We start from the raw sequence: 449 nt of genomic DNA, 5'->3' as shown, positions 1-449 counted from the left end.
TGTCCGCACCGGCCTCGATCAGATCGCGTACGCCCTCGGCGGTGACCACGTTGCCGGCCGCGACCGGAACCGCCGGGTCCAGCGCGCGGACCGCCCGCAGCGCGGCGAGCATCCGCTCCTGGTGCCCGTGCGCGGTGTCCACGACCAGGGTGTCGACCCCGGCCTCCAGCAGCGCGGCAGCCTTGCCGGTCACGCCGCCGTTGATGCCCACCGCCGCGGCGATCCGCAGCCGGCCCTTGTCGTCCACGGCCGGCTTGTAGAGCGTGGCGCGCAGCGCGCCCTGCCGGGTGAGCACCCCGACGAGCCGACCTTCGGCGTCCACCACCGGGGCGAGCCGCCGCCGCCCGGCCGAGAGCCGGTCGAAACCGGTACGCGGATCGGCGTCCGCAGGCACCGTGTGCAGCTCGGTCGACATCACGTGCCGGAGCGGGGCGAAGCGGTCCACGCCC

General features: G+C 75.9%; 1 protein-coding gene. It reads right to left on the bottom strand.

From position 1 onward, the window contains the following. Nucleotides 1–449 (bottom strand): IMP dehydrogenase (locus tag EAD98_RS00125; RefSeq protein ID WP_121652102.1); only part of this gene is annotated, 449 nt, incomplete at both ends.

The organism is Micromonospora sp. CV4 (assembly GCF_003667455.1).
Taxonomy (GTDB): Bacteria; Actinomycetota; Actinomycetes; order Mycobacteriales; family Micromonosporaceae; genus Micromonospora.
Note: the sequence above shows the minus strand (reverse complement) of the source record. Positions and strands in the feature narration are given on the sequence as shown.